The sequence below is a fragment of the Lactonifactor longoviformis DSM 17459 genome, from assembly GCF_900129135.1.
Classification (GTDB): domain Bacteria; phylum Bacillota; class Clostridia; order Lachnospirales; family Lachnospiraceae; genus Lactonifactor; species Lactonifactor longoviformis.
This window is the reverse complement of the sequence record NZ_FQVI01000021.1, coordinates 26,059-52,886: the sequence shown is the minus strand read 5'-3', so window position 1 is coordinate 52,886 and position 26,828 is coordinate 26,059. Positions and strand designations below refer to the sequence as shown.

Genomic DNA, 26,828 nt, shown 5'->3' with positions numbered 1-26,828 from the left:
ATCACATTTCTGAAAAATGGTGGCGAATCGAAAGTAAAACCTACCGCGGAAAAGAAAAAGAAGTTAAAACAGAAATTAAGTGAATGCCTCAAAAGAAATAAAGCTGTTGCACGACCGCTTGCAGAAACAATAAAGCGAGTGAATGAAATAGTCAGAGGCTGGATTAATTACTTTAGAATAGGAATGATGAAACAGTTTATGGAAGAGTTTGGGGCATGGCTTAGGCACAAGATAAGAGTGATTGTGATAAAACAATGGAAAACGCCCAAGACAATATATAGAAACCTAAGCTATCTCAATCAAAAGAATAAGAATGGATTTGACCACGAAGCTATATATAAAGTAGCAAATACAAGGCTTGGTTGGTACAGACAAAGCGGAATGAATGTAGTGAATTTCATTATAAGTCCGGATATGCTTGAAAATAAAATAAAGGACGGAGCTGGTTTGCTCAATCCTTTAAATTATTATCTAAGAAATGTTGGAATATAAGTTGTAGAGCCGTATACGAGACCCGTATGTACGGTTCAATGAGAGGGAGATAACTTTTGCGGATTTCTCTACTCTATTGGCTAATCGGGATTTAGGAGTGTAACTTGGACATCGGCTCAGGGGCATTTAAGACGGCAGGTGTGGGTGGCAGAGGGACGGTGAAAGGAATCCTGCGGCAACGGGCTGTCTGGTTCGGACAGGAGGAAGGACTGGGTTCCGGGGACACCTCCGTCGCGAAGAGAGTCTAAGACAAAACCGGAATCCCCGCAGGAGCACCGTCCGTCAGCGACGCTCTGCTCGCCGACTCTATACCTCTGAAATCAAGGCATATAAACTATCATTTATCTAAAATAATTTAAAATAGTCTCTACTATATATTCTATCGTGTCCGGTGTCAATCCATAATACATAGGAAGACGCATCAACCGTTCACTTTCTTTTGTCGTATAGTTATCTGTCCCATGGAATCGGCCAAATCTCTTGCCAGCCGGAGAAGAATGCAGCGGTACATAGTGAAACACGCTTAAGATACCTTTTTCCCGGAGGTATGAAATTAGTTGACTTCTGGAGTCTAAATCAGGGAGTTTTATATAATACATATGTGCATTATGCTCTGCGTTTTCTGGAATATATGGCAATTCTATATAACCTTTCTGCATAAGTGGGCGAAGTCCTTCATGGTAGAAATTAAAGGATGCCATACGATCCTTTTGTATAATATCCACTGCCTCCAGTTGTGCCCATAGGTATGCGGCATTCATATCGCTTGGCAGATAAGAAGAACCGTAGTCCATCCAGGTATATTTATCAATCTGTCCCCTAAAAAATTTACTTCGATTGGTTCCCTTTTCTCTTAAAATTTCTGCTTTTTCCTGATAAGAGTTATCTTGAAAAACAATAGCTCCGCCTTCTCCCATACTCAGATTTTTGGTCTCATGAAAACTATAACATCCAAAATCGCCTATTGTCCCAAGAGAGACCCCTTTATAGGTAGAGCCAAACCCCTGGGCTGCATCTTCAATTACTATGAGCTTATAGCGGGAGGCAATACTCATAATAGTGTCCATCTCGCAAGAGACGCCAGCATAATGGACAGGAACAATAGCCTTTGTTTTAGGTGTTATAGCATCCTCTATTAAAGTTTCGTCTATGTTTAAAGTGTCTGGGCGGATATCAACAAATACTATTTTGGCTCCTCTTTGAACAAAGGCATCTGCGGTAGATACAAAAGTATAAGAAGGCATTATAACTTCGTCCCCCTCTTTAACATCTGCCAACACCGCCGCCATTTCCAATGCATGTGTACATGAGGTTGTCAAAAACGCTTGATTTACATGAAAATTTTTTTTGATCCAATTGCTGCATTTACCTGTGAATGGCCCGTCGCCGCAAAGTTTCTTATTTTTTATAGCCATCTTTATATATTCGATTTCAGTTCCCACATAAGGTGGGATGTTAAAGTCGATCATAATGTTCCTCCTTAAACTTATTGAAACATAGTTAAAAATACATTTGTATATGTACGTATTACAGTTATAAATAAAATAATTGCATAGACATTAGTGATAATCCAAACCCGTTCTGCCTTGACAAAATAGTCCAATATTTTTTTTAAGCCTACCATGGTAAAATACATCAGGGGAATTATCATCGGCATGACATATCGTCCCTGAGCCTGATAATCCGAAGCATAGGCATAGTATATAGTTAACAGCACTGGTATTACCATAGCTATAGCTAAAATAATATTGAGTACATTTCTTTTTATCCACTGCTTATTTTTATAAGGCTGAAATAATTTTACAAAACTTAATAATACGCCTAATCCTCCTGCAGCTATTAAATAGATATATCGATCATAAGTTCGTACGCCAAGATAGCGTTCCATATATCCGAAACAACCGATAAAACTAAACTTGGTTGTTTCAATCCAACCACCTTTATTAAACAGCATGCCGATAATTGAATATCCGCCAGATTTATATGTAACCCTATTAGAAGGCTTAAAGGCGTCAGCGGCATATAATTCTGAATATTTTTTGCTGGTAGACATGCCCAAGATATCTCCATCATAAATAATATAACTTCTCACAAACCACCATCCGGCTAAAAGAAGTGCAATTCCGGCAATCAACAGCCCCCTTTTTAGCATAAAGGAGTAATTTAACTTTTTTTCACCCATACATAATGTGGAGATGAGAAAAAGGAAAATACTGCACAAAATATATCCATAAGCATTATAATAGGAAAGGGAACATAGTGCAAGTCCAACGGCCAAGCCGATACAGCTCTTTTTATTCCAATTTGTTTCCAGCCCCAGGATCCACATATAAATAATAATAGCTGAGGAAGTTACAGCCATTGCATCAGTATTTACATAAGAAGATAAGTATGCCATCTGAGGAAGCAGTGTAATAAGAACAATAAATAATCCCCGGTAAGCAATAGGGAGCAGCTTTTTAGATATTTTTATTACAAAGTAAGCAGTTATCACTCCCCAAAAGACACTCACCGTACGTGCAGCCATTAGTAATGCGAAAGGTGCGGTAGTAAAAAAACTGGTTATCTTCATAAATAGTGCCGAGAAGATATAGGATAGTATTGGATTAAAAGCATAGGAAATCCCCCAATTTTCATCCCGTATCTCAGGATCGCCACCGTGAGGAAGTGCACCGTGCTCGTATATGTACTGTGGTATGTCGTATCGCATCTTTTCATCTGGTGCAGAGTTAAAAGGCTGATGATAGGCCCACATAAAATAAAAAACAAAAAGAAATGCCAAGAAAGCAATTTCCAATAACCGGCATATTCTTTTCTTCTGTTCATCATTAAAATTTTGTAACATAAACTTCTCCTTTAAAAAAATGTCTTTTAGTAGTATAACACTTCTGGCTTTAAAAAGTATTAAGAAAAATTAAATTTCTCTCAAAAATAAAGACATTGATTGTAATTGCTTGTATGCTAGGTTATAATGTGTAATAATTATGAAATAAAGTTGAAAAGAAATGGTTAAATATGGATTATGAAAGTAAGGGTGTTAGGTAATAAAGTGATTAGTAGAAAAAGCAGAATGATAAGTTTTATATTAGGCTTGGTTGTTATCTTGACTGGATATTCTCAAGAGATCCGTGCAGAGGAAACGTCTGATATTGACAATTCCAAAATACATTTTATAGCAATTCCTGCATGGAATGATGCAATATTATTAGAAAGCAACGGGCGATTTGGTATGATAGACTCCGGGGAGGACACTGCCTATCCTGATGGCTCAGATCCCCGATATCCTATTCGATCCGGAACAATAATGTATAACCAGGGATATGAGGAACAAGTTATTGAGTATTTGCGCTCAGTGGGAGTGAACGAAAACAATTTTGAGTTTTATTTAGGGACGCACCCTCACAGCGACCATATTGGTTCAGCTTCTTATATTATTAAAGAATTTAAGCCGGAACGTGTATATATGATGGAGTATAAAGATGAGTATATTTCCAGTCCAAGCAATTTGTGGGATAATCTGTATGTTTATGACCGGCTGATCGAAGCAGCGAAAGAAGCTGGATCTGTTTTGATCCAGAATTTTGATAAAAATGCTCCGATCACGCCTGCTCAAGAGGCAGAGTCTAGTACAATAGGGGATGAAGGGCAGAACTTACAAAACGAGGTTTCTTATCAATACATGTCTCCGGAGGAGATTCATGAAGAATTTGGTGTTGATCCCTTAGCAGATTCAGATCCACAGGCACCTGATACAATTGAGGATAGAGGGGTACCTGTGTCTAAGAGTGCAGATCCGAATCAGACGACATTGGAAAAGGATCCCAAAACCACAGGAAATCCCAATTTTACACTTGGTGATATGCAGCTGGAGGTTGTAAATTATTCCGATGATTATAAAATCACACCGAAACCTGATGCAAACTATTTTTCTTTGGGAGTGAAGGTTAGTGTAAATGCCCATACTGCATTTTTAGGCGGCGACATCGGAAATTATGATGGGGATGAACTGAAATTGATTCCCTATATTGGTGAGGTTGATATTTTAAAATTGGGGCATCATGGCTACTCTAGTTCTAATACACCCGAATATTTGTATGCGCTAAATCCAGACTATTTAGTACAGACAGGGTATTATTCAACATTGACGGTTTCAGCTGAGAGGATGGAGTCTATCCGTCATCTTGCAGAAAACAATGGAACCAGGTTATATAGTGTAGCAAACATGGTAAGCAGTTATGATGCTGTAATATTTGACTTGAGTGGTCAAGAAATAACAACTAATGTTTCGGAGGACGAGGTTTACTTCTGGGAGTGTAACGGCAGCCCTTACTATACTTGCTATAGGGATGGTTACCAATTTCCGTACCAAGGTTTTGTATCCTTGAATGGTAACGAGTATTATTTTGATAATTCACCTAATGCAGTGATTTCAGCTTGGGTTAGGGATAGCGAAAGCGGCTTTTGGTATTTAATGGATGACAAAGGGCATAAAAGGACAGGGTGGATAATTGAAAAGAATAATAAGTATTATTTAGATAAAGATGGAATAATGCAGACAGGCTGGACGTTAATTGACAATAATTGGTATTATTTTAATGCGAGTGGGCAAATGCAGACAGGCTGGGTAGCTGGAAATTACTTTGACACAGATGGAACATGGGTTCCTAATCCTGTTCAAGAGAAGTGGATAGAGGAACCAGGCGGATGGAAGTATCAATTGGTAAACGGTAAATACGTTACAAATGGTTGGAAAAAGATAAATAATAAAACTTATTATTTTAATGAATCAGGATACATGGCCAGTGGGTGGAAGTATATTGACAATAGTTGGTATTATTTTGGGGCATATCATGACGGAGCGATGAAGATAGGCTGGATTGATGTAAATGGCATATGGTATTATATGAACAACGATGGAAAAATGGCAACTGGTTGGAAAAAGCTTTTTAATAAATGGTATTATCTAAGAGCAAATGGTTCCATGAGTACTAAATGGGAATTTATCAAAGGGAATTGGTACTATTTTCAGGAAGATGGATCAATGATAACTGGATGGTTCCAGGAGAATAATATATGGTATTATTTGCGGAGCAATGGCGACATGGCAACCGGATGGGAGCGTATAAACGGAGAATGGTATTTCTTACGAAATAGTGGTGCTATGGCAACAGGATGGATTTATGACAAAGATAGATGGTATTATCTGAAGAATAGTGGTGCTATGACTGTAGGATGGATGCAGTCAGGCGGTGGCTGGTATTATATGTGGAACAGCGGTGCTATGGCAACGGGATGGAGCAGTATAAATGGAGAATGGTATTTCTTTCAGGATAGCGGCTTAATGAAAACTGGATGGCTCAATAAAAATGGACAATGGTACTATCTGAAAAATTATGGCGCTATGGCAATCGGTTGGCTGCAAATTGATAGGGACTGGTATTACTTTAGGCGGCAGGGAGATATGGCTACAGGCTGGGTCGGTGATTATTATCTAGACAGCAGCGGTAAATGGATCCCGGGTAAGCGGCGTTAGAAAGGAGTAATTGGTGAATAGTAAGACCAAAAAAAGTTTTCTATATCTTATATTGACTATAGTTTTGCTGTTTGGCAGTACAGAAAACGTATCAGCGGAAAAGCTAAAAACTTGGGTAAAAACTACAGATGGATGGATGTTAAAGCAGAAGAATGGAGAATTCGTAAAAGATAACTGGGGGGATATATATGGGAGATGGTACCATTTTGATTCCGATGGAATTATGCAGTTGGGATGGTTCCAGGACAAAGATGGTAAGGTGTATTTATTGACAGAGGCCGGAATGGGAATGAACTGGACCTACTATGAAGATAATTGGTATTTTATGGACGAAAAGGGATTAATAAAAACAGGCTGGATATATGATGATAATGCTTGGTTCTATTTGGACAAAACCGGAAAGATGGTCAATGGGTGGGTATACTACAAGAAAAATTGGTACTATCTTAAAAAGTATGGAAATATGGCTTGTGATGAAACTATTTTTCTTTTGGGAAAAGAATATTTATTTGATGAAGATGGTGCATGGATTAGATAATGTTGTTTTTTAAAACATAATGTATTATAATAGCAAAAGATTATGAAAGGCTGTGGAATAAATATGCAGGAGATATATGAAGTATCAGAGATACAGCAAATAGCACTGGATATACTGCTGTATGTTGATGCTGTTTGTGAGAGGAATCATCTGTACTATTTTATGTCGGATGGCACACTTCTGGGTGCAGTAAGGCATAAAGGTTTTATCCCGTGGGACGATGATATTGATATCTGGATGCCCAGAGATGATTACAATAAGATAGTTGATATTATAAATAATGACCAGCATTCTCCCTATCAGGTAATCAATAGAAAGAATAAAGACAATTATATCTACTCATTTGCAAAAGTTGTAGATACTAGGACTTGTCTGCTGGAAACCGATTTGGACGTGCAATGTATGATGGGGATATATATTGATATATTTCCTTACGACGGATTGCCCGGCAAAGGGCCTGGGGATAAAAAATATCAGCGCCATCTGAAAAAGTGTCTATTTTTAGACAGACAAAGAGCTCCTTCTTTCCGAAAGTTTTCTACGTTTCATAGGAGATTTGCAGAAGGAAAACCGAGAAGATATATTACTTTTTTCGTTAGAAAGATGGTTGGAAGTAAAAATATTCTGAGACTGCAGGATTATTACAGCAGCAAATATGCGGTAGATGGTGCGTTATATGTTGGGTGCCTGGAAGGAACCTATCGCGAAGAGGTGATGATGCCTGCATGGGTAGTCTCAAAAAGGGTTAAATTAGAATTTGAGGGGCATATGTTACAGGCCCCTGTAGGTTATGATGAATTCCTTAGAAGGGAATATGGGGATTACATGACGCTGCCTCCCATGGCTGAACGGACATCTCACCATAATTTTAAAGCTTGGTGGCGTAATAAAATTGAAGGTCTAAACGAATGAAAGAGCTAATTAGATTTCTAAAAGCATCTGGTATTTACTTTATTGGTACTGTTTTAATAAAATTGGTTTCATTTTTAATGCTGCCAATATATACAAAATATATCTCCCCGGAAGACATGGGAACTTATGATCTTGCCTCTGCGTATATTACGTTTCTCTGCTCTGTACTCTATCTGGATATTTGGGCAGGGATTATGCGTTTTATGTTTGAACATGATACGAGAGAAAAGAAAAAGAAGCCTATAAATAGTGGGTTTGCTATTTTCTTGTTATCAACTGCTGTGTACACGGCTATTATAATTGGTGTAGGGTGTGTCGCTCATATTCCATATTTGTTTTACATTTATTTATTTGGCTTATTAATGAACACACAAATTTTATTTGGATACTTAGCAAGAGGCTTTGGTAAGAATGTACTCTATGCATCCTCAGGTCTTATCGGCACCTTAGTCACAACAGTTAGCAATATTATACTGATTGTTGTGTTTAAAATGAATTATAGTGCCATGTTTATATCAGGATGTATTGGCTATATGGTGAATATTGCTATCGTAGGCTATGGCATACGTGCTCATGAATTAATATCAGTTAAGAAGTTTGACTATGGCATATTTAAGCAAATGTTCAGATTTTCTATTCCTTTATGTATGAACTCAGTAGCTTATTGGTTTTTAACAAGTTATAATCGAGTTGCTATTTCAAATATTTTGGGAAAGGAAGCTAACGGGCTTTACGCTGTAGCAACAAGATTTGGATCGGTTATTAATCTCTTTACATCGTGTTTTAATATGGCGTGGCAGGAAATTTCCTATTCCAAGGAGGCGACTTCGGATAGCGATAACAGTAATTTTTATTCTGTTGCAATTAACTCTTTTATACAGTTTTTAGGGATGGGATTGATTTTGCTGGTTCCGGTTGTGTTTTTTGTTTTCCCTATCATGATCGATGACTCCTACAATGAAGCAAAAAATATGGTGCCCATATATTTATTGGCTACCATAGCCTCATCTACTAGTTCGTTTTTGGGCAATATATTTAGTGCCATCAAAAAGAATGATATATTATTTTTTACAACTGTAGTGGGAAGCATTGTTAATGTAATATGTGTGCACTTGTTGCTGCCTGTTTTAGGTGTTCAGGGAGCAAGTATAGCCTTATTTTTAGGATTTTTAATAAATGTAATTATTCGTATTCGGATCTTATCAAAAGAGATTCGGGTCAAAATGGACATGAGGTTTATAGGTATGTTTACCATTTTGACCGCAGGTGTTACTTTTGTTTATATAAAACTATCGTATATAGGAAATCTGGTAGCGTTTGCAGTTGGTGTTTTTGCCACAATTTATGTTTTTAGAGATGTTATTGGGAAAGTGTATCTGCAGATTAAAGTAAAACTAAGGAAAAAGTAGGAAGTTAGAATGAAAAGGACAGACTTTGAACAATACAAAAGAATATTAAGAACCGCAGCTATTGCAATCATTATTCTACTGGAGGCGTTGATTTTTAAATATGTGTGGAGCCATTACTATAGTAAGGGTTTATGGATTGAACCCTTTTATGCGAAAGGCAATACATATATTGTTTTAGTATATGTAATCTTTTTATTAATGTTCATGTATGTGTATGGGGGGCTGAAAGTAGGGATATTAAAAAAGACTAATTTAGTGTATTCCCAGGCCCTTTCTGGACTCTGTGCAAATGTGGTGATGTATTTCCAGATTGTTCTTCTTTCCAGAGCACTGGTTACCTTTGTGCCCATTTTGGTCATGACTTTAATTGAGATATTGGTAATTGCGGTATTTGCGCCTGTTTTTGAGTTTGTCTATGCCAGAATTTTCCCTCCAAGACAGCTGCTGCTGATTTACGATACTTATGCAGCTGATGATCTATTTATGAAAATGAATACCAGAAGAGATAAATATAGGATAGCTAAAAAGATTAATATAAAAGTCGGAAATGAGAAGATTTTTGAAGAGATTTTGAAATATGATGGTGTGGTAGTCTACGATGTCCATGCTGCCCTGAGAAATAAAATTTTGAAGTTTTGTTATGCTAATTCTAAAAGAATTTATATGACACCTAAAATTTCAGATATTATAATCCGCAGTTCAGAGACTCTCCATATTTTTGATACGCCTTTATTATTAGCCAGAAATTATGGTCTTACTTTTGAGCAGCGTTTGGCCAAAAGATTTGTGGATATTGCAGTGTCGGCTGTTATGCTCCTAATCACATCACCTATTATGCTTGTGGCTGCCATAGCAATTAAAGGTTATGACAGAGGACCTGCATTATTTAAACAAAATAGACTTACCATTGACGGTAAGGTTTTTTCTATTTATAAATTTAGAAGTATGATAGTCAACGCTGAAAAGGATGGGGTTGCTCGTTTGGCTAGTGAAAATGACAGCAGAATCACACCCATTGGTAAGCTAATAAGAAAAACAAGAGTAGATGAACTGCCTCAGCTTATCAATGTTTTAAAAGGTGAAATGAGTTTGGTTGGGCCTCGTCCTGAACGTCCGGAAATAGCGGAGGAATATGAAAAAATAATTCCTGAGTTCAGTTATCGGCTAAAGGTAAAAGCAGGTCTCACTGGTTATGCCCAGTTATATGGAAAATATAATACCACTGCCTATGATAAATTGAAATTAGATTTGATGTATATTCAGAGCTACTCCATTATATTAGACTTTAAGCTACTGATTATGACATTCAAAATTTTATTTATGAAAGAAAGTACAGAAGGGGTAGAGGCGGATCAGATTACAGCTATTAAAAAAGAAGGGGATAAAACCGATTTCACGGAATAGGGGAGATGAAAAGTTTATGATTGAGAATTACTCTGTTCTAATGTCTGTATATAAAAAAGAAAAACCGGAGTTTTTGAAGGAAAGTATAGATAGCATATTAAATCAGACTCGTAAAACCGATGATTTTTGTTTGGTGTGCGATGGGCCTTTAACGGAAGGATTGTATAAGATCGTTGATGATTATACAACTAGGTATCCCGATATTTTTCATGTTATTTACCTGGAGAAGAATCTTGGGCTTGGAAAAGCATTGAATATTGGAATTGGTGAGTGCCGCAATAGTGTCATAGCTCGGATGGATTCAGATGATATCGCCTTTGCGGAACGGTGTGAAAGGCAGTTGAACCTAATCCAGAAGGGCTATGATGTGATCAGCGGCACAGTAATCGAATTTGAGGGGGATACTGCAAATCAGATAAGTCAGCGGAAACTTCCTGAAAACGATGCGCAGATTAGAAAATTTGCCAAAAAAAGGAACCCATTTAACCATCCGTGTGTGATGTATAAAAAAGAAGCAGTAGAAGCAGCCGGAGGGTATCTTCACTGCTTATGGTTTGAGGATTATTATCTTTGGGTGAGGATGATTATGAATGGTGCAAAGTGTTATAACATACAATCCCCAATATTATATATGCGTGCCGGTGAGGATTTGTATCAACGGAGAGGCGGTACTGATTATTTGAAAGCGATGGTAAGTTTTAAGTGGAAATTAAGAGAAATGGGGTTTTATTCTTGGATAGATTTCCTGTATTCAATGGGGGGCCATTTTATTGTTTGCATTATGCCCAATTCATTGCGAAGTAAAGTTTATAAACGATTTCTAAGAAAGTAAGGGATATTACATGATAAGTATTATTGTACCTGCCTACAATGCAGAGAAAACGGTGAAAAAGGCGGTAGAAAGTGCTATTCACCAGACGTATAAAGAGCTTGAGATTATTATTGTTGATGATGGAAGCAAAGATAATACGCGCAAAATTTTAGAACAGATGGCAGGCAGCGATACTCGAATCAAGCTGATTAAAAAAGATCAGAATGAGGGACTTAGTGCAGCCAGAAATTCTGGGATGTCTTGTGCTTCTGGTGATTATCTGACCTTTCTCGATGCAGATGATTGGATTGATGTTGAACACATCGAGAAGTTATTAGAAGCCGATAAAGAAAGACATAGTGATTTAATTATCGGTGGCTATACACATGAGACGATGAATGAAACACGCACAGAGGCAATTGTAAAAAGAGAAGTAAAGGTTGACGCTAAATATATTGACCGGCGCAAAGAAATTTTAAAAAGTGCGGTCTATTTTGACAGTAAGAAGGTATTTGCCTATACATGTATTAAGTTATATAAAACTAATATAATTAATGATAACAATCTGCAGTTCGAGAAGTGTCCTTTGATCGAGGACTTTTTATTTAATGTTAAATACTGGAACTATATAACAAGTTTGTCCAGCAGCGACAATACCGGTTATCATTATGTGAAAGCAACTTCAGAGGCATTAACCCAAAGGTTTTTGCCGAACTATTTTGAATTAATTAATGTCCGTTTGGATGCGATGCGTTCCCTCTTGCAGCAGAATAATTTATACGTGGGGAATGTGCGTACTATGGTGGCAAATGTGCATATAAAACATTGTATAGCAGCTATGGTGAGAAATAATGCTGAGGCGGCAGGATTTTCTATAAAAGAAATTTATAGGGAGAATAAACGTATCCTCAAGCATGAAAATTCAGTAGAAGCTGCCAAATATGCAAAAGGGTCCACAATTCAAGAGAGGGTGTGTAACTTGATTTTTAAAACGAAGTGCGCCAGCTTGAATTCATTTTTTGCTTATATTGTATGTAAGATGCAAAATAGTAAAGGAGCTGTTTTTGATAAGTTGAAATAATAAGAGATGTCTGGAGAACGAAGCAATATGAACAATTTTAAATATTTTTTAATCTGCTGTATACGGCAGATACTTAAACTTTTTTGGCTGCGGAAGGTCAATGATCGTGAAGTGGTTTTTTGCTCATATGCGGGCAGGAATATTTCATGTAATCCAATGTATATCTGCCGTTATATGCTCCAGAACTTAGATGGTGCATATAAATATATTTGGATAGTAAATGATAGAGCAGATGTGTATATTCCGGAGGCAATGAAAGGAAAAATAGAATTGATAACGTCTAAAAGCTTTGCTTATTTTAAATATATCCTTTCTGCCAAACTTGTAATTTATAATATGGGGCTTCCGTGCGGAAGTTTATTGCCTAAAAGAGCTTCCCAAACTTATGTTAACACATGGCATGGAGGCGGAGCCTATAAACGTGCAGGAAAGGATGCTTCTATAAATGAATTGCAGGACAAGATAGACAGATATGGCGGCAGTATTATTGATTTTTTCTTGTCTTCAAACAAAAAGTTTTCAGATATTATGTCCTCTGCGCAACAAGTAAAAAGGGAAAAGTTTTTAGAAGTTGGAATGCCCAGAAATGATAAACTGGTGAATGGGAATTTAACAGAGTTGAATAAGAAAATTAGAGAATATTATAATTTAGGCTGCCGTGATAAAATCGTACTGTTTGCTCCGACATATCGGGGGGATTTTAATACAGCTTCTTTTAATATGGAGTTGGATTATGTAAGACTAAAGGCAGCCCTCCAAAAAAGGTTTGGCGGAAATTGGATAGTGATGGAAAGAATGCACCATGCAGTACAGGGTAGGGAGCACACAGGTGTTATTAATGCAGGTGACTATCCGGATATGCAGGAACTTTTAGCTGCTATAGATGTACTTATTACTGATTTTTCTTCTAGTATGTGGGACTATGCCTTGACAAAAAAAGCAGGCTTTCTCTTTACTCCTGACATAGAAGCTTATAAAGAGGAAAGAAACTTTTATACACCGGTGGAGACTTGGCCGTATCCTGCAGCAAAATCAATGGAAGAATTAACAGATTGCATCCAATCATTTGATGAAAGCAGAAATATAGAAAAGATCGAGAAACATTTTCATCAGCTTGGAAATTGTGAAACTGGCGAAGCATCATTTAGATTACTGAGAAAATTAGGTTATATAAAATAGAGAGGGAAATAATGATTAATAAATTAAAGGGGTATGTAAAAGAACCATTTTATGCATTACTATTTATGTTGCTAGTTGTTTATGTCGGTGCCCCTCCATTTTTGAGAGAGTACACCGGGGTGTTTAGAAAGCTGGCTCTTGTATGGGCCTGTATTTTGTTAGCAGTATATTTTTGCAAAAACTATAGGAATTATTTAAACAAATATTCAGGACTTCTATTTTTACTTTGTGTGTCATATGGAATAACGATTTTAGTTAATTATCATAATAAGTTATCCAGTAATATTTTTAGTTATGCGTATTTCCTAGTGACTTTGCTGCTGTTTTTTAACGTTTTTCAGCACAGAGATAAAATAACTTCCAAAAAGTATATTAGTATTTTTATGAAGTTAAATGTCTTCGCTACATTTGTCTTTGCAGTAATAGCATTAGTAATGTTTTGCTTTAATATTGTAGGATTTTATGAGACCGACACAGGGATTCAACATTATGGACTGTATGAGAATAGGTTGTGGGGGTTATTTAATCCCAATATTGGGGGCATGAATGCCTTAATTGCTATAGCGTTTTCCTTATTTTTATATAAGGAGAATAAAAAGAAATTTTATGTGGTAAGTATAGTAATAGAATATATTTATCTTATATTAACACAGTCCAGAAGTGCGTTATTATCTTTTTTTGCATTTATAATTATATTTATAGTTTTTGTACTTATAGGTAAAGAAAAATTTTTTGTGAAGGGTAAAAAGCCGTTTTTATTGAATATCGGTAAGCTGGTTTGTATCGTTGCTATATTGCTGGTGAGTGTACCTATAGTTAAAAACGTTGTAGTAATTATCCCTAACACTTATATTGCATTAAATAGTTCTGATAGCCAAAAGCAAAAAGAGGAAGATGTAAGAGTCAAACTTGCAAGAATTGAAAATTTTGAAGAAGATAATGCAGATAATTTAAGTAACGGGAGAATAGGTATTTGGAAGGCCGGTGTTAAAGTATGGAAGACATCTCCGATATTTGGAGTTGGATTACATAACGTGTATGAAGATGTAAAGGGATATCTCGATAAAGGCACAGCCCAGGCAGTGAGAAATGGGAGTATGCATAATGTGTACATTACGACTCTGGTTTCATCGGGGGTTATGGGTGCAGCAGTGTTTTTGGTATTCCTGGTTATAGTAGTCTGGAGTTTTATAAAATACCTTTTTACTGGACAGAATACTGAAAAGAAAATTCTTATGGGGTTGATATTTGCACTTATGCTGGGAGATTGTTTGGAATCCAGAATTATTTTTTCAACCTCTAATATATGCTTTATTTTTTGGACTATTTGTGGCTACTTGATTTTTTATGAAGGTGAAGAACATGTATCAGTATGATTATTTATTAGTAGGGAGTGGTTTATATTCCGGCGTTTTTGCCTATCTGGCTGCACAAAAAGGGAAAAGATGTCTTGTGTTAGAGAAAAGAACTGAAATAGGCGGAAACTTACGTTGTAGAACTTTGGAACAAATTCCTATACATGAATATGGGGCACATATATTTCATACGAACAATAAAAAAGTGTGGGATTTTATTTGTGATTTAGTTGAGATACGGCCGTTTATTAATTCTCCAGTTGCAAATTATAAAGGAGAAATTTATAATCTGCCTTTTAATATGAATACATTCAGCAAAATGTGGGGAATAACCAAACCAGAGGAAGCAAAAGAAATTATAAGCAAACAGTGTTCCAAATTTCAGGGAATACCTGAAAATCTGGAACAACAGGCATTACAACTGGTGGGAGAGGATATTTACGAAAAATTAATCAAAGGATACACAGAAAAACAATGGGGAAGAGACTGTAAAGAACTTCCTTCATTTATTATTAAAAGAATACCAGTGCGTTATACTTATAATAATAATTATTTTAATGACATTTATCAGGGAATTCCTTATGGCGGATATAACCAATTAATGACTCGGCTTTTTGAAAAAGCCGATGTGTTATGTAATATAGATTTTAATAAGGACAGGAAGAGATGGAAGGGCAAAGCTGAAAATATTATTTATACAGGAATGATTGATGCTTATTTTGATTTCTGCTATGGAGAATTGGAATACAGAAGTTTGAGATTCGAGAGCAGCGAGGAATCTGTTAATAATTACCAAGGGGTGGCGGTTATGAATTTTACTGATAAGGACACTCCTTTTACACGTGTGATTGAGCATAAGCATTTTGAGGGCACCAGACTTTTAGACATTCCGAAGACAATCATTACGAGAGAATATCCTACAAAGTGGAAATCAGGAATGGAACCCTACTATCCGGTGAATGATGAGAAAAATAGTATTTTGTATGAACGGTATCAAGAGCTGGCGAAAGGGGAAAGCAGGCTTTATTTTGGCGGCAGATTGGGAGAGTACAAGTATTTTGATATGGATAAAACGATAGAAACGGCAATGGAATTAGCAGAGAATATATTATAATTATAAGGAGAAAGATGAATGAAAGAGTGTGTAAGTATAATAATACCTGCATACAATGCCGAAGCCGTAATCACTGCGTGCATAAAAAGTGTACAAGCACAGACATACAAAGATTTGGATATTATAATTGTTGATGATGGCTCTAAGGATCATACTGCACAACAGTGTAAAAAAATGGCTGAAGAAGACAAAAGGATCAAGGTAATTACTAAGCCAAATGGCGGTGTGTCGTCAGCTCGTAATTATGGCCTGCGTATGGCTAAAGGAAAATATATTATGTTCGTCGATTCTGATGACGTGGTGAAAGAGACTTTCTGTGAGAGAATGGTTGAGAAAATGGAGGCTACGGAAAGTGAGCTGGTAGTATGTGGGTATGAGAGCAAGGGCAATGGAGAGACTAGTTATCAGTTCCCCTTGGGGACTGAGGAACAAAAGATCAGCACATATGAAGAAAAGCTAAAATCTATATTTGTAAATGGCTGTTTTGCATCCCCGTGGAATAAGTTATATAGGAGATCTAAGATTGCGTATTTTTTTAATGAAGAGAAGGCCCAAGGGGAGGACCTGGAATTCAATATTAGATATATGATGTCAACAAAAAGTGTTGAATGTGTAAATGAATGCCTTTATATATATAAAATAGAATCTTCAGTATCATTAAGTAAGAGTACCTATATGTTAGAAATGGCCTTAGGCAACGATATGAAAAGCATCGAAAAGTTTATGATAGATAAAAAAGTGGATTTTCCAAATGTCACTAATTACTACTATAAAAATTTATCTCATCAAGTTTCGAAATTTATAGAAAGCGATCTTGTTAAAGACTACAAAATGTTCCGCGGTATTTTTAGAACAATGGAAAATGAAGGCGGTTACTATGAGATTGCAAAAAATAAAAAAAGTTTTGGGATATACTTCTGGTTATTGCGGTTAACACTTAGACTGAAAAGTGCTTTTGGGTGCTATACACTTATAAAATTTAAAATATGGTTAATCCATATACTGAGGAGATAAGGATGGATTTAATTACAGTAATTGTACCGGTTTATAATACAGAAAAATACCTTGAAAAATGTCTGGACTCAATTATTAATCAAACCTATCAGGAGCTGGATATTATATTAGTCGATGATGGATCAAGTGATAATAGTGGAAAAATATGTGATGCATATGCTGATAAGGATAACAGAATAAGGGTATTCCACCAGCCTAACAAAGGTGTCAGTGCCGCACGCAACAAAGGTATGGATGAAGCGAGAGGCAAATATATTGCTTCCGTGGACAGCGACGACTACGTTGATTTGGACATGATAGAGTATTTATATACAAATATTCAAAAGTATGATGCGGACGTAGCTACTTGCAGTAAATATCAGATATTTGCTAACCGCTCAGAGGAAAATGACAAAAAAGGGGAAGTATACGTATGTGATGCTGAAGAAACTTTTAGGCGTATGCTTTTGAATGATGGTGTTGGCTTTTCTATGAGTGATAAAATGGTAAAGCGTGATTTGATAGAAGGATTACGCTATGAAGAAGGAAAGATACATGAGGATTGCTTTTTTATCGCTTTGTGGATAGAAAAAGTTAATAAAGTGGTTATTAGTACAGTCGATAAATACCACTATATTCATAGGGCAGGAAGTATTACTACTAAATTTAAGAAAGAAAATATGTATCTGATAGAGGCTAACTATGTATTTAAACATATTGTGGATACATATTTTCCTAGATTAGACAAAGAAATGTTTTTTAGGTTAGCATGGACCCATGCGCAGCTATTAGATCTGCTTTTTTTGGATGGGAATTTCGAGGGAGGGCCGGAGTATCAGGTGTTAGTCCGATTTTTTAGAAGAAATATATTAAAAATAATAAGGAACCCTTATATTTCTTCAAAGAGAAAAATAGCTATGGCCATATTCCAAGTAAGTATTCCATTATATAAAAAATTGTCTTTAAGACAGTGGGAAAAAAGTCAGTGGGTTAATTAGTGCAGGAGACTATAGAGAATGATTGTGTTAAAAAGTGTGTTTTTGGTGGTTTGCATATTTTTTGTTTCTTATATAACGGGGGTGTTTTTGGTTTCTGTGGCACCTGCATACAATAGCAAAAAAAATCTTTTATATAAGGTGATGTTAGGATTTATTGGATGCATGGCAGCTTTTCAAATTATATCCATACCTTTGATTTTTTTACAGATGGATTTTCGTTTTCTGTATTATTTATTTGCAGGATGTTTACTGCTTATTGTGGTGTATTCCGTTTTTAGAAATAAAGAGGCTATATTATCTGATATTAAATATTTAGGAGCAAATCTTAAAGCTAGTAATTGGTACTATATCCCAGCAATTATTGTTATCCTGCTTCAAATATTTGTACTCACGGCCTACATGCACATAGACGATGATGATGCCTTTTATGTTGCTACAGCTACTACAACGCTGGAAACAAATACAATGTATCAATATAACTCCTATACAGGAGAACTCCTGGAGGCATTTCCTTATCGTTATGTATTGTCGCCTTTTCCTGTTCTGCTTGCCGCTGTCAGCAAGTTTTCCCATATTCATCCAACGATAGTAGCACATACAGTTTTCCCTGTTGTATTTATTTTCCTTAGTTACATCGTATATTATTTGTTTTCTAAGATGCTGTTTAAAAACAAAAAACTTGAGCAAGGTATATGTTTATTTTTGCTCACAATGCTCAATATGTATGGCTACTATTCTGTATACACATCCTCCACATTTTTATTGATAAGGATCTGGCAGGGCAAGGCTGTACTTGCGGCGTGTATTTTGCCTGCTATTTTTCTATTTTGTATGGAGTCGTGGAAGGCAGAATTCAAGTTTACTTGGAGACTTTTGATAATCGGGTGTCTGGCTGCAAGTCTATGTTCCTCTATGGGAATTATATTATCAGTTATAATGATAGGGTGTGTAGGAATTGCAGGGGCAATATATTATAGAAACATCCGAATCTTAATTCGATGCGGTCTTTGCTGTATTCCAGGTTTTGTGTTGAGTACTATTTATTTGTTCATTAAATTGAAAGGAATTTAATATGCATGAAATCATTCAACATATAAAAAGTTCATTTTTAATGTATAAGGGAGAGGGTTGCATTTTTTACCTTTTTCTTATCTCTTTGCTTTTGCTTATAATTATGAGAAAAGGCAGGCGAAGGGAGAAAGATTTTTTTCTACTTTATTCTATTGGAATACTTATAATATATGCATGTCCGTTGACCGCAAAAATTATAATGGATTATTGCATTGGCAGAGATGTATATTGGCGTATGTTTTGGCTCTTACCTATAGTTTTGGTGATTGCGTATGTATTTACCCTTATTTTCTCCCAAATCAAACAAAGTTTTCTGAAAGGGATTTGGATAGTAGTGGCTGTTGTTTTAATCGGTATATGTGGAAACTCAATGTATCATAATGAGCTTTTTAAAAATACCACAAATTATTATAAACTCCCACAAGAAGTGATCGAGATTTGTGATATTGTTTTGGATGACGCAGAGGGCGGCTATATAAAAATGGTAGTACCTAACTCATTGACCAGTTATATTAGACAATATAATGGCAGCATTAAATTGGCATATGGAAGGGAAACAGAAAAAGATGGTCAAGTTGATACACCGGAAGCCGGTATACTGTATGACGTAATGAATAATAGTTTTGAGGATCCAGCTGCGTTGGCAGAAAGCAGTAAAATGGTTAAGTGCAACTATATTGTATTGAGAAGAACCAGCACTATTTCAGAGAGTATCTCGGATTATTCGTTTGAATATCTAAATGAAACTGAAAACTATATTATATTCAGAGAAACAGAAATATAAACAGTGAGGTGAAGATAAATGAAAAATGTAGGCATTATATTTGCCGGGGGTATAGGCAGGAGAATGAACAGCAAAGCGCTGCCGAAACAGTTTTTGAAACTTCATGAAAAGGAAATCATTATCTATACGCTGGAGCATTTTGAAAACCATGCAGAAATCGATGGCATTGTGATTGCCTGCGTTGAAGAATGGATACCCTTTCTGGAAAGGTTGATTAAGAGGTATGATATTCACAAAGTTGCAGCCGTTGTTCCTGGGGGTAAAACAGGTCAGGAATCAATATATAATGCTTTGTGTGCTGCAAAAATTAATTATGGTGAAGATGCTGTAGTACTGGTGCATGATGGGGTAAGACCCTTGATAGATAGTAAAACAATAACAGATTCTATTAAGTGTGTGCATGAAAACGGTTCAGCTATTACTATTGCTCCTGCTAATGAGACAATAGTTAGTGTTGATAGGGACTCTAAAATTACTAATATTGTTGATCGTAATAGCTGTGCTGTTGCCAGGGCACCACAAAGCTTTTATTTGGGAGAACTGCTTAATGCCCATAAACGTGCAATCAGTGAAAAGCAGGATGCATTTATAGATTCAGCATCTTTAATGCGCTATTATGGTCATAGCCTTACTAGTATTGTTGGACCTGTAGAAAATATTAAAATTACAACTCCTATGGATTTTTATACGTTTAGGGCGTTATCAGAAGCGAAGGAAAGTGCACAGTTATTTGGTGTATAAAGAGGGCTATAATTTATGAAGCATCTGGAATTAGAGGACAAAGTATTATATGAAGATTTGTGCTGGTGTGTTGAAAAAATATTGCCAATGACCGAACTGTATGGAACTACTGTGTTTGTTACCGGCGGAACAGGTTTGATTGGGTCTCTGTTTATAAAGACACTTTTGTTGGCAAATAATCTGCACAACACGAATATACAGGTGATAGCAGGGGTTAGAAGCAAGGAAAAGGCATGTAGTGTTTTTAAAGATTTTTTACCAAATAATAATTTACTTATAAAGGAAGTCGATTTATGCAGTGAAATAGTTATAGAAGAGGAGCTGGATTATGTATTGCATACAGCCAGTATAACATCCTCAAAGTATTTTATTACTAATCCTGCAGAAACTCTCGATTTGGCATATATAGGAACAAGAAATGTTTTGGAGCTGGCCAGAAAGAAGAAGGTGCGTTCTGCTGTTTATTTATCGTCAATGGAAGTATACGGCAGAAATGATAATGAAAAAGAAAAAGTAGAAGAAGACGATTTAGGATATATTGATATCTTGAGTGTTAGAAGCAGTTACTCAGAGGGAAAAAGGATAGCAGAGTGTCTGTGTGCCTGCTATCATAAAGAGTACCATGTTCCAATAAAAATTGCCCGTTTGGCTCAAACCTTTGGTGCAGGTATCGGGAAGAGTGAAAACCGAGTATTTGCTCAGTTTGCTAGAAGTGTAATTAATGGCAAAGATATAGTATTGCATACCTCAGGAGAATCATGGGGGAATTATTGCTATACTAGGGACTGTCTTTATGGACTTATTATTTTAATGCTTAAGGGCAAGAGCGGTCAGTCATATAATTTGACCAATGAAAAATCTTGTATCTCCATTAAAAACATGGCGGAGTTAGTTGCAGGTAAGTTTGGCAATGGTAAATCAAAGGTTATTTTTGATATACCTAATGATTCTATGACATATGGTTATGCGCCTGAGACACATGTACATTTAAGTGCTGAAAAGATGAATGAATTAGGATGGTGTGCAGAGATAGACCTGGAGGAAGCATATCAGAGAATGATTTCCAGTTTAATCATAGCAGAAAAGCAAAAAGAAATATAATATCTCAGCATCATCATTTATACTAGTTTTAGGTAAGATGTCAGTTCACAATTGTGAATACCGTCAGGCAGCGGAGGGCTTTGCCACAAGGAGACATAGAATCTTTTTTTAGTATGTTTCGGGACAGTTTTTCGTATCTTTAGTAGTGCATATATAAAGTTACTTGGTATTTAGTGGATAATTTCCTATTATAAAGGGAAATATCTTAAGTAAAATGTAATTATGCGTAAAGCTAAAACGAATGACTATCTACAGGAGGAATATCCCATTATGAAACAGAAAACTTCAAAAAAGATTCTGTGGCACAGCCTTGCCTTCATGGCCTTCTCCACAGTCTGGAGCTTCGGCAATGTGATCAACGGCTTCGCGGAGTACGGAGGCCTGAAGGCAATCGTCTCATGGCTGCTGATCTTCATTATTTATTTTATCCCCTATGCACTGATGGTTGGAGAGCTGGGTTCTGCCTTTAAATTCTCCAGCGGAGGGGTAAGCTCCTGGATATGGGAGACTATTGGTCCTAAAATGGCATATTATGCCGGATGGACGTACTGGATTGTCCATATGCCTTATATTTCTCAAAAACCCAGTGCCGCCCTGATTGCAGGAAGCTGGGCACTGTTTCAGGACAACCGGGCAAGTCAAATGAATACATTAGTCCTCCAGGGCATCTGCCTTGGTGTTTTTTTATTTGCCATGTATATTGCCTCAAAAGGGATCCGAATTTTGAAGACACTGGCAACCCTTGCCGGAACTGCCATGTTTGTAATGTCTCTGCTGTATATACTGCTTATGATGGCAGCCCCCCTTATTACAGATGCGTCGCTTGTGAATATACACTGGGATTGGGACACATTTCTTCCTGCATTTGATATGAAATTTTTTACGGGATTGTCCATATTAGTATTTGCGGTTGGGGGATGCGAGAAAATTTCCCCTTATGTAAACAAAATGAAGGATCCCTCCAGAGATTTTTCCAAAGGTATGATAGCTTTGGCTGTTATGGTGGCAGTCTGTGCAATTCTAGGAACCATTGCTATGGGAATGATGTTTGATTCCCGCCATATCCCGGATGATCTGATGACCAACGGCGCGTATTATGCATTTCAGAAGCTTGGAGGTTATTACCATGCAGGGAACTTTTTTGTGATTTTTTATGCGCTTACAAATCTAATCGGTCAATTCTCCGTTATGGTGTTATCCATTGATGCCCCCTTAAGAATGCTTTTAGGAAGTGCGGACGACGAGTTTATTCCTAAAAAAATGTTTGTTCAAAATGCAAATGGGGCATATACAAATGGACATAAATTGGTTATGATTATTGTGGCAGTTTTAATTATTGTGCCTGCACTGGGGATTGGCAGCGTGGATGTACTGATTCGCTGGCTGATAAAGGTTAACTCTGTCTGTATGCCCCTTAGGTACCTTTGGGTATTTGTGGGATACATTGCCCTGAAAAAGTCGCAGGAGGATTTTCCCGCTGAGTACCGCTTTGTAAAAAGTAAGACGTTGGGAATTCTGCTGGGCGGATGGTGCTTTTTATTTACTGCCGCGGCCTGCGTGGGAGGGATCTATTCAGAGGATTCCTTTCAACTGGTATTAAATATTGTTACCCCCTTCCTTTTGGTGGGTCTGGGCTTTGTTATGCCGTATCTGGCGAAAAGGGAGCGGTTATAATTTTTGATGGAAAAGGAGAGGATAGAAATGACAGAAAAAAATTGTGAGTACCGCAGAACTGCGGAGGAACTCCTGGAGTTTATAGGGAAGAGTCCCACATGTTTTCACGTAGTAAAAAATATGAAAGAGGTTTTGCATACAGAAGGGTATGAGGAACTTTTGGAGAGTGAGTCCTGGGAACTGAAGGAGGGGGGGAAGTATTATGTGGCTAGAAATGAATCCTCCCTGATTGCCTTCAGAATTCCCCGCAGAAACTATATAGGGTACCAGATTATGGCAAGCCACAGCGATTCCCCTACTTTTAAAATCAAAGAGAATCCGGAGATGGAGGCGGAAAAACACTATACGAAGCTGAATGTAGAAAAATACGGCGGGATGCTCTGTGCTCCCTGGTTTGACCGTCCTCTGTCCATTGCGGGACGGATTTTGGTGAATGAAGGGGGAGAGATTGCAACCAGATTAGTAAATGTAGAAAGGGATCTGGTGATGATCCCCAATCTTGCAATTCATATGAACAGAGAAGTAAACGACGGATACAAGTATAATCCACAGACAGATATGCTTCCTGTACTGGGGGATGAGACTGCAAATGGGAGTCTGATGAAGATAATTGCAGATGCCGCAGAAGTTAGCGAAGAGGATATACTGGGACACGATCTCTTTTTGTACAACAGAGTGAAGGGCACTTTCTGGGGCGCCGGGGAGGAGTATATCTCAAGCGGGAGGCTGGACGATCTGGAATGTGCATTTTCGTCCTTCCGGGGGTTTCTGACTGCGGAAGATGGGGAGAGTGTTCCGGTACACTGTGTACTGGACAATGAGGAAGTAGGAAGCGGGACAAAGCAGGGTGCGGCGTCTACCTTTTTAAAGGACACACTGATGCGAATTAATAGGAGTCTGGGCAGAAGTGAAGAACAATACTATATGGCTCTAGCGTCAAGTTTTATGCTCTCTGCAGACAATGCTCACGGAGTGCATCCAAATCATGGAGATAAAGCGGATCCTGTTAATCGGCCGTATTTAAACGGAGGAATTGTACTCAAGTATAATGCAAACCAAAAATATACCACAGATGGGGTGGCAACTGCCGTATTCAAGACACTCTGCAAAGAGATAGATGTCCCCTGTCAGGTATTTACTAACCGCTCCGATATCGCAGGAGGCTCAACCCTTGGAAATATAGCAAACAATCAAACTGCTATGAACACTGTAGATATTGGTTTGGCTCAATTGGCAATGCACTCTCCGTATGAGACTGGAGGAGTGAAGGATGCATTCTATTTAGTTAAGGTGGCCAGAGAGTTTTTTGGCCTAAGTATTGTTCAGCAAGGGGCTGGGAGATTTTGCATTAGGAGGTAGAGAATAACACAGAAGATGACAGGGATGCCTGTTGAGTAATCCCTGCCATCTGGCTGTTAAAGCGATCGAGAACGCAGGTACCAGAAAATTATAAATTATCGATAGTTCTAAATGTCTCCATCAGATTTTATTGTTTACTTTAGATATATCGTATTGGGTGCGGTTGCATAATAATAAATTTCAGCTGACATATTTGCCATAAGATCCCGTTTTTCAGGTGTATTATATGTGCCGCCATTGGTATTATTCATAAGCCAGTCTGGGGCATCAAAGAAAGCTGCTTTCGGCTGGGTGAGCTTATAAAACTCTTCGCTTAATCCTCCGTTTCCATGGTGTCCCATCTGTATGTAATCTGTTTTGAGCTGAGAACCATACGCTGCGATAATTTCGTCACTCATAACAGCGCCCACATCGGAACAGAAAAGCATGCTTTCCTCTTTTCCATTGATCTTGAACATGAGTGATCCATCGTTGCACAGATCATTGGTTACCTGATCTACATGGTCATCGTATGCGCTGAATACATTTACAGTTAGACCAAGCAAAGAAAAGCTGTCACCGGTATGAAGATATTTCAGGCTGTCAGTTCCTTTCGTCAAATCCAAGAAGGTTTTATAGGTGTTAATATCATCCCATTCCTGGGCCTTTTTTTCATACGCTTGGTAATCCAGAGCAATCGTATAGATTTCTTTAATAGTAATTCCCTGTGGGTTGGCGTAGACTTGGTTAAAGGCGCCTATATGATCTGGATGAGGGTGGGTAAGAATCCAGGCATCAACGGAATTTCCTTTTTCTGCAATTGCCTCTCTTACATTTTCTTCATTATCAGTCCATCCGCCGTCAACTACTACAAGTCCTCCTGCAGAAGACTCGATGGTATAAAACATTTGGTTTTTTCCGTCATTGTCTCCATATTGTGTGATGGTCCAAGTTGTGTGAGAAGATTGAAATCTTCTGTAACTGGCGAACATAACAGCACATATAAGTATAAGACAGATTATGAATCCAATATACTTTTTCTTCATTTGTAGTACCTTCCTTTCAGTAATATTTTAATACATGTTTTGTAAAATGGCCAGAAAAAGATAATCAAAGGTACTATCTGCATAAAATATAAAATCTTGAAACATAGCACGGTAAATGCTATAATAATAAGCAGTGTGCAATTTTAAACGAGAATTTACGGAGGAAATTAAACCAATGAAAACATATGTAGTTACTGGGGGAGCAGGCTTTATCGGTTCTAACTATATCCATTATATGTTAAAAAAATATGATGATGCGATCCGAATTATAAATGTAGACAAGCTGACATATGCCGGCAACCTGGAGAACTTAAAGGATGTTGAAGACAGGGATAATTATACATTTATAAAAGCAGACATCTGCGACAGTGAGGCGATCAACAGAATTTTTGAGGAGAATGATGTTGACAGGGTGGTTCATTTCGCGGCGGAAAGCCATGTGGACAGAAGTATTAAAAATCCGGATGTCTTTGTAAAAACAAACGTGCTGGGGACATTGGTAATGCTCAATGCTGCCAAGGCCGCCTGGGAACTTCCCGATGGTTCATATAAAGAGGATAAGCGTTTTCTGCATGTATCCACTGACGAGGTATACGGTTCACTGGAGAATGAGGATGAGTTTTTCTATGAGACAACGCCCTACGATCCGCACAGCCCATACTCTGCAAGTAAAGCATCCTCAGACATGCTGGTGAAATCTTATATGGATACCTATAAATTTCCGGCTAATATCACAAACTGCAGCAATAACTACGGGCCCTACCAGTTCCCGGAAAAGCTGATTCCTCTTATCATCAATAATGCTCTTCACGGCAAAAAACTGCCGGTCTACGGGGACGGAAAAAATGTCCGTGACTGGCTTTATGTAGAGGACCATGCGAAAGGAATAGACATGGTGCAGGAAAAGGGGAGGCTTTTTGAGACATATAATATCGGGGGACACAACGAAAAGCAGAACATTGAAATTATTCATATTATTCTGGATACGCTCCAGGATATGCTGCCGGAGGGAGATCCCAGGAAGAAGCTGGTGAGTAAAGAACTGATAACCTATGTGGAAGACCGGAAGGGCCATGACAGAAGGTATGCCATCGCACCGGATAAGATAAAGGAAGAGATTGGCTGGTATCCTGAGACTAAGTTCGAGGACGGAATACGTCTGACGATTCAGTGGTTCTTTGAACATGAAGACTGGATGAAACGTGTTACCAGCGGGGACTACCAGAAGTATTATGAGGAAATGTATCAATAAAT

Annotated in this window: 24 protein-coding genes; 21 read left to right on the top strand and 3 right to left on the bottom strand. The window is 37.4% G+C overall.

The annotated features are described in order from the left end of the window. Entirely contained in the window at positions 1 to 492 is a 492-nt protein-coding gene (locus BUA56_RS23900; protein ID WP_278320870.1) for a group II intron maturase-specific domain-containing protein, read from the top strand. A 104-nt stretch (positions 493 to 596) separates the two neighbouring features. Further along, positions 597 to 740: a hypothetical protein gene (locus BUA56_RS23035; RefSeq protein ID WP_158641016.1), complete on the top strand. Its 144-nt coding sequence runs from the start codon at positions 597 to 599 to the stop codon at positions 738 to 740. Positions 741 to 833: 93 nt separating this feature from the next. Here the strand turns inward: BUA56_RS23035 and rffA are convergent, their stop codons facing one another. Together rffA and BUA56_RS16455 are read right to left on the bottom strand one after the other, a co-directional pair. Continuing rightward, on the bottom strand, positions 834 to 1,961 hold the full coding sequence (gene rffA, locus BUA56_RS16460) for a dTDP-4-amino-4,6-dideoxygalactose transaminase (RefSeq protein ID WP_072853703.1): 1,128 nt from the start codon (positions 1,959 to 1,961) through the stop codon (positions 834 to 836). Positions 1,962 to 1,978: 17 nt separating this feature from the next. After that, positions 1,979 to 3,337: a hypothetical protein gene (locus BUA56_RS16455; RefSeq protein ID WP_072853700.1), complete on the bottom strand. Its 1,359-nt coding sequence runs from the start codon at positions 3,335 to 3,337 to the stop codon at positions 1,979 to 1,981. 177 nt (positions 3,338 to 3,514) lie between these two features. On the opposite strand from BUA56_RS16455, the gene BUA56_RS23895 reads away from it, so the two are divergent. The 18 genes from BUA56_RS23895 to BUA56_RS16365 all read left to right on the top strand — a co-directional run bounded on the left by BUA56_RS23895 (position 3,515) and on the right by BUA56_RS16365 (position 24,549). Beyond that, on the top strand, positions 3,515 to 6,025 hold the full coding sequence (locus BUA56_RS23895; protein WP_084068034.1) for an MBL fold metallo-hydrolase: 2,511 nt from the start codon (positions 3,515 to 3,517) through the stop codon (positions 6,023 to 6,025). 13 nt (positions 6,026 to 6,038) lie between these two features. Continuing rightward, the gene (locus BUA56_RS16445) at positions 6,039 to 6,563 is read left to right on the top strand and encodes a hypothetical protein (protein ID WP_072853696.1); all 525 of its coding nucleotides are present in this window, start codon (positions 6,039 to 6,041) and stop codon (positions 6,561 to 6,563) included. A gap of 63 nt (positions 6,564 to 6,626) precedes the next feature. Beyond that, positions 6,627 to 7,475: a LicD family protein gene (locus tag BUA56_RS16440; RefSeq protein ID WP_072853743.1), complete on the top strand. Its 849-nt coding sequence runs from the start codon at positions 6,627 to 6,629 to the stop codon at positions 7,473 to 7,475. After that, positions 7,472 to 8,884 carry a lipopolysaccharide biosynthesis protein gene (locus BUA56_RS16435; protein ID WP_072853694.1) on the top strand — a complete coding sequence of 471 codons (1,413 nt, stop codon included), beginning with the start codon at positions 7,472 to 7,474 and terminating at the stop codon, positions 8,882 to 8,884. The genes BUA56_RS16440 and BUA56_RS16435 overlap by 4 nt, the downstream gene beginning before the upstream one ends. Positions 8,885 to 8,893: 9 nt before the next feature. Then, complete coding sequence (locus BUA56_RS16430) at positions 8,894 to 10,288, top strand: sugar transferase (protein WP_072853692.1); 1,395 nt, start codon at positions 8,894 to 8,896, stop codon at positions 10,286 to 10,288. Positions 10,289 to 10,304: 16 nt separating this feature from the next. After that, positions 10,305 to 11,120, top strand: a complete 816-nt coding sequence (locus tag BUA56_RS16425) for a glycosyltransferase (protein ID WP_072853690.1) — start codon at positions 10,305 to 10,307, stop codon at positions 11,118 to 11,120. 10 nt (positions 11,121 to 11,130) lie between these two features. Then, the gene (locus tag BUA56_RS16420) at positions 11,131 to 12,180 is read left to right on the top strand and encodes a glycosyltransferase family 2 protein (RefSeq protein ID WP_072853688.1); all 1,050 of its coding nucleotides are present in this window, start codon (positions 11,131 to 11,133) and stop codon (positions 12,178 to 12,180) included. Between the two features lie 6 nt (positions 12,181 to 12,186). After that, positions 12,187 to 13,359 carry a CDP-glycerol glycerophosphotransferase family protein gene (locus tag BUA56_RS16415; protein WP_084068031.1) on the top strand — a complete coding sequence of 391 codons (1,173 nt, stop codon included), beginning with the start codon at positions 12,187 to 12,189 and terminating at the stop codon, positions 13,357 to 13,359. A gap of 11 nt (positions 13,360 to 13,370) precedes the next feature. Then, positions 13,371 to 14,735: an O-antigen ligase family protein gene (locus tag BUA56_RS16410; RefSeq protein WP_072853684.1), complete on the top strand. Its 1,365-nt coding sequence runs from the start codon at positions 13,371 to 13,373 to the stop codon at positions 14,733 to 14,735. Beyond that, complete coding sequence (gene glf / locus BUA56_RS16405) at positions 14,722 to 15,828, top strand: UDP-galactopyranose mutase (protein WP_072853682.1); 1,107 nt, start codon at positions 14,722 to 14,724, stop codon at positions 15,826 to 15,828. The genes BUA56_RS16410 and glf overlap by 14 nt, the downstream gene beginning before the upstream one ends. Before the next feature lie 18 nt (positions 15,829 to 15,846). Next, the gene (locus tag BUA56_RS16400) at positions 15,847 to 16,842 is read left to right on the top strand and encodes a glycosyltransferase family 2 protein (RefSeq protein WP_072853680.1); all 996 of its coding nucleotides are present in this window, start codon (positions 15,847 to 15,849) and stop codon (positions 16,840 to 16,842) included. 2 nt (positions 16,843 to 16,844) lie between these two features. Continuing rightward, complete coding sequence (locus tag BUA56_RS16395) at positions 16,845 to 17,819, top strand: glycosyltransferase family 2 protein (protein WP_072853678.1); 975 nt, start codon at positions 16,845 to 16,847, stop codon at positions 17,817 to 17,819. A gap of 18 nt (positions 17,820 to 17,837) precedes the next feature. Then, a complete protein-coding gene (locus tag BUA56_RS16390; RefSeq protein ID WP_072853677.1) occupies positions 17,838 to 18,890 on the top strand; it encodes a DUF6077 domain-containing protein in 1,053 nt (350 codons plus the stop codon). A 1-nt stretch (position 18,891) separates the two neighbouring features. Continuing rightward, positions 18,892 to 19,674 carry a hypothetical protein gene (locus BUA56_RS16385; protein WP_072853675.1) on the top strand — a complete coding sequence of 261 codons (783 nt, stop codon included), beginning with the start codon at positions 18,892 to 18,894 and terminating at the stop codon, positions 19,672 to 19,674. An 18-nt stretch (positions 19,675 to 19,692) separates the two neighbouring features. Then, positions 19,693 to 20,415, top strand: a complete 723-nt coding sequence (locus BUA56_RS16380) for an IspD/TarI family cytidylyltransferase (protein WP_072853673.1) — start codon at positions 19,693 to 19,695, stop codon at positions 20,413 to 20,415. A 15-nt stretch (positions 20,416 to 20,430) separates the two neighbouring features. Further along, positions 20,431 to 21,516, top strand: a complete 1,086-nt coding sequence (locus BUA56_RS16375; protein WP_072853671.1) for an NAD-dependent epimerase/dehydratase family protein — start codon at positions 20,431 to 20,433, stop codon at positions 21,514 to 21,516. A 270-nt stretch (positions 21,517 to 21,786) separates the two neighbouring features. Then, a complete protein-coding gene (locus BUA56_RS16370) occupies positions 21,787 to 23,190 on the top strand; it encodes an APC family permease (RefSeq protein ID WP_072853669.1) in 1,404 nt (467 codons plus the stop codon). 27 nt (positions 23,191 to 23,217) lie between these two features. Next, positions 23,218 to 24,549 (top strand): M18 family aminopeptidase, encoded by a 1,332-nt coding sequence (locus BUA56_RS16365; RefSeq protein ID WP_139249500.1) that lies wholly within the window; start codon positions 23,218 to 23,220, stop codon positions 24,547 to 24,549. A 134-nt stretch (positions 24,550 to 24,683) separates the two neighbouring features. Here BUA56_RS16365 and BUA56_RS16360 read toward each other — a convergent pair whose 3' ends face one another. After that, positions 24,684 to 25,574: a ComEC/Rec2 family competence protein gene (locus BUA56_RS16360; RefSeq protein WP_072853665.1), complete on the bottom strand. Its 891-nt coding sequence runs from the start codon at positions 25,572 to 25,574 to the stop codon at positions 24,684 to 24,686. Positions 25,575 to 25,749: 175 nt separating this feature from the next. Here BUA56_RS16360 and rfbB point away from each other — a divergent pair, with 175 nt between their 5' ends. After that, positions 25,750 to 26,826: a dTDP-glucose 4,6-dehydratase gene (gene rfbB / locus BUA56_RS16355; protein WP_072853663.1), complete on the top strand. Its 1,077-nt coding sequence runs from the start codon at positions 25,750 to 25,752 to the stop codon at positions 26,824 to 26,826. Positions 26,827 to 26,828: the final 2 nt, after the last annotated feature.